The sequence below is a fragment of the Microvirga tunisiensis genome (assembly GCF_009296175.1).
GTDB lineage: Bacteria > Pseudomonadota > Alphaproteobacteria > Rhizobiales > Beijerinckiaceae > Microvirga > Microvirga tunisiensis.
Genome location: NZ_VOSK01000489.1, coordinates 1 through 3,775, shown reverse-complemented (window position 1 = coordinate 3,775; position 3,775 = coordinate 1). Strand labels below are relative to the sequence as shown.

5 protein-coding genes are annotated in these 3,775 nt (G+C 59.3%); 2 read left to right on the top strand and 3 right to left on the bottom strand.

Features of this window, described 5'->3' with window-relative positions:
- Positions 1-107: 107 nt before the first annotated feature.
- From FS320_RS50490 to FS320_RS39890, 3 genes are all read right to left on the bottom strand, one after another.
- On the bottom strand, positions 108-704 hold the full coding sequence (locus FS320_RS50490) for a right-handed parallel beta-helix repeat-containing protein (RefSeq protein ID WP_338105673.1): 597 nt from the start codon (positions 702-704) through the stop codon (positions 108-110).
- Between the two features lie 18 nt (positions 705-722).
- Positions 723-1,088, bottom strand: a complete 366-nt coding sequence (locus FS320_RS39895) for a glycosyl hydrolase family 28-related protein (protein ID WP_152717969.1) — start codon at positions 1,086-1,088, stop codon at positions 723-725.
- Positions 1,089-1,555: 467 nt separating this feature from the next.
- Entirely contained in the window at positions 1,556-1,861 is a 306-nt protein-coding gene (locus FS320_RS39890) for a hypothetical protein (RefSeq protein ID WP_152717967.1), read from the bottom strand.
- 117 nt (positions 1,862-1,978) lie between these two features.
- On the opposite strand from FS320_RS39890, the gene galE reads away from it, so the two are divergent.
- Positions 1,979-2,971 carry a UDP-glucose 4-epimerase GalE gene (galE, locus tag FS320_RS39885; protein WP_152717965.1) on the top strand — a complete coding sequence of 331 codons (993 nt, stop codon included), beginning with the start codon at positions 1,979-1,981 and terminating at the stop codon, positions 2,969-2,971.
- Positions 2,972-3,089: 118 nt separating this feature from the next.
- Positions 3,090-3,632 (top strand): DoxX family protein, encoded by a 543-nt coding sequence (locus FS320_RS39880; RefSeq protein WP_152717963.1) that lies wholly within the window; start codon positions 3,090-3,092, stop codon positions 3,630-3,632.
- Positions 3,633-3,775: the final 143 nt, after the last annotated feature.

Below are 3,775 nucleotides of genomic sequence, written 5' to 3'. Positions count from 1 at the left end.
CCTACACGGACATTCTCGATCACTGCTGCGCGGCGTGGAACAAGCTCACCGAGCAGCCGTGGACCATCATGTCGATCGGCCTGCGCGACTGGGCACACGGGTTCTGATCACCAAGACTTGGTATTACCGTCGAGTTCCTGCGAGTTGTTGGAGATACGGCTGTCCTGAACCGTCACATCGGTCGATCCCTCGATCTTAACGCCTTGGCGCTCATTGCCGTAGATGTCGACGTCCGTGATGGTGATCTGCTCCGACAGCTTGACCAGGATGCCTTCCTTGCCGTTGTCATGATAGGAGCCGCCGCTGATCTCGATGTCGGACACCCAGGGGATCTCCGTCGAGCCCGCGGGAGGAATGTTGCCGCGCTGGATGGTGAGTCCGGCGCCTCCGGCCAGAGCGCCCTGGTACATATACAGGTAGCCGTTGCCGTAGGCTTCGTTATCCTTGAGAACGAGATTCGTCGTTTCGTTCTGAATGTTGAAGCCGTGTCGATCGTTGTCGTAGGCGATGTTGTTCTCGTAAAGGCCACCCACAACCGCATCCGCCACGAAGCCATCAAGTCCGTTGTTGTGAGACTCAGAATTCATGATCGTTAGGTTATGTGTGACTTCGTGCGGGTTAATTCCATAGGCCGTGCAATTCATCACCTCTACGTTATCAATGGTGATGTCGGACTGGGTGCGGCCGGTGCCGTCCTCCTTGATGCCGCAGATGAACCCTGCTTAGTGTCCAGTATTGTTTTCGCGATTGCCGTCGATGACGAGATTGGACATCGAGACATTCTCGACGGTCTCTAGTTCTGTCCGCACGATGCCATTGATTCTTTCATTGAAATTATCAACTAGCTTGATCGTGGAATCGCGTGTGCCCGCGCCGACAAGAGCAACGCCCGACATGAGCTCAACTGCACCCTTGGAAGGGTTCGTTGGGTCACCGCTCACCATATACGTTCCGGTGGCAAGCTGAACCGTGACCTGACCTTCCGATTGATGAGATTTATAATACGCGTTTGCGGCCGCGATAGCGCTATTGATGGCCGCCATATCTTTTGTGGCATCGCCGGTTGGCGTATCGACATTGAAGATCATGATAATGTCCTTGCAAATCCAAATGTGTGCGTGTCAGCTCAATCGCGAGCGCCATCGTCACCGGAACCTCTCCAGTGCGCGCATTGCGAAAGCCGATTGTTGCTGGGACGGCCGCCAGCAGGGCGGCGGTGTTTAGATGCGCGTCGCTACAGATCTGAGAAAGCGACACTGCCACAAGGGCAGGTTACCCATTCGGGTCTTCGAGACGGGATTGGCTTCCGTCTCGCTTGAAGTCATGAGCATCGGGGCGTTTTCCTCTGCGGTATCGGCTTGATTACTCAGAATTAAATAGGCATATTACGCAAAGTGAAATGGATCTATTTTATACTCGTGGGGCAATTCCGAGTTAATGAATCAGATGTCATGAATAGGTGTAATGCTGTTGAAGTATAAGCCTACCTCGAATGGGAGGAAGCCTTTTGGTAATGCCCCAATATCCAAATGGATCAGGTTGCGCGGGCGTATGATCATTTGAGGAGATCGAAAAGCTGTCCCGAGCATTGGGCGACGAGGATCAGCAGGAGAATGCCGATGAACCACAGCCAGGAGCCTCTCCGCTGCGGTTGGGTGGTCGGCGGTTGGGGCACATGAGGCCTGATGACGGGTGTCGGAGGCGCAGGCAGGCGCTCGATCAGTTCGGCCGATGCGGCGGCAATGCTGCCGGCCGTTCCGATGAACCTGAAGCTCATGGGAATTCCGCCGACGAAGCCGACCTCGGCCGGCTGAACCGTGCCGTCATGATGAACCCACCAGTATTCCTTGCGATCATCCATCCTGCATCCTTTCAAAATCGACCCGCTGGCCTTCCCTTGGGATCAAACTGATCTAGAAATTCAGAGCCAATAAAGCCAGCATGGCGAAAAGTTGAGCAGGGTTTTTCAGGAGATCCCATGAACGTTCTCGTAACAGGCGGGGCAGGGTATATCGGCGGCCATATGGTTCTGGCGCTGCTGGACGCGGGCCACAAGCCGGTCGTGTTCGATAATCTGTCGACCGGTTTCCGCTGGTCGGTTCCGGACGGCGTACCTCTCGTCGTCGGCGACGTGGGCGATTACGAGCTGGTCCTTCGGACGCTTCAGCAGCATCGGATCGATGCCATCGCCCATTTCGCCGCGAAGCTCATCGTGCCGGAATCCGTGTCCGATCCGCTCGGCTATTACCTGAACAATACCGTCAAGAGCCGCTCCCTCATGGCGGCGGCCGTTGCTGGGGGCATCCGGAAGTTCGTGTTCTCGTCGACGGCCGCCGTCTACGGCGACACCTCCGACAAGCCGATCGATGAGGATGCGCCTTTGGGACCTCTGTCACCTTACGGCAGCTCGAAGCAGCTGACGGAGGTGATGCTGCGCGATGTCGCGGCGGCTCATGACATGCGCTATGTGGTCCTGCGCTACTTCAACGTGGCGGGGGCGGATCCGCTGATGCGCCACGGCCAGTCGACGGCGAATGCCACCCATCTGATCAAGGTGGCGGTCCAGACGGCGCTCGGCATGCGATCGCACATGGAAGTCTTCGGCACGGATTATCCGACGCCGGACGGCACCTGCATCCGGGACTACATCCATGTGAGCGATCTGATCGCGGCCCACATGCAGGCCCTGACCCATCTGGATGAGGGTGGCGAGAGCCTCGTCATGAACTGCGGCTACGGGCACGGCTATTCCGTGTCCGAGGTCATCGAGACGGTTCGACAGGTCTCCGGCAAATCGGTGGACGCGCGGATCGGGCCACGGCGAGCCGGCGATCCGGCGACGATCGTGGCCGATCCGTCCCGCATCCGCTCCAGGCTGGGATGGGAGCCGCGCCATGACGATCTCGCCACCATCGTGGACCACACCCTGCGCTGGGAGACCATGCTCCGGGAAAGGAATCTCAGGCTCTGAAGACCGGTGAATCCTGGCCCGCTGCTAAGAACGGGTTAAGAACCTCTGTCTCAAATGCTCGTCAGGCGGCCGGCCGATTCCCGGCGCCGCCGGAACTGACGAGTTGGAGGGCGAAGGCATGGGCGAGGACAGAAGCGCGGGCGTCAATGGAATTCTGCTGCTGAACCGCCTCCTGCTGGCAGGCTGCTTTCTGCCGGTCGCCATCGGGCGCCTCTCGAACATTTCCGGGCTTGCCGCCGCATTGACCCTGAAGGGCATGCCCTATGGCGATGTGGTGGCGACCGCGATCGTTCTGGCCGAGGTGTTCGGGCCGCTGGCCCTGATTTTCGGGATCGCGCCGCGTCTGAGCGCCTCCGTTCTCATTGCGGCGCTAGTAGTGACGACAGGCACCCTGCATCGCTTCTGGGACTATGGCGGCCTGAACCGCCAGGCCGAGCAGGTGGTATTTCTGTCTCATCTCGGGGTTCTGGCCGGTCTGCTTTTCTACGGCCTGACGGGCCCCGGTGCGTGGAGCTGGCAGGGCTGGTGGCGAGGCATGAACGGCAAGGCGAAGCCCGCCAAGGGCAAGAAGAAGCAACCGTCCCGCCCGCGCTCTCCGAAGCCCCGGCCAGCGCCGGCTCGCCCCATGGCGGATGAGGACGAACTGGCTGATGCCGCCTGAGATGAGGCGCGTTCGCCCTAGTACTACAGCCGGGGCTTGTGCGTTGTCTTAGACACGGAGGTGTCGCGCCATGACAGACGCAAGCGAGGCCCACCGCTGGGCCGATCAGTTGGACGATCTCGTCACCCGCATTGCTCCCCGCT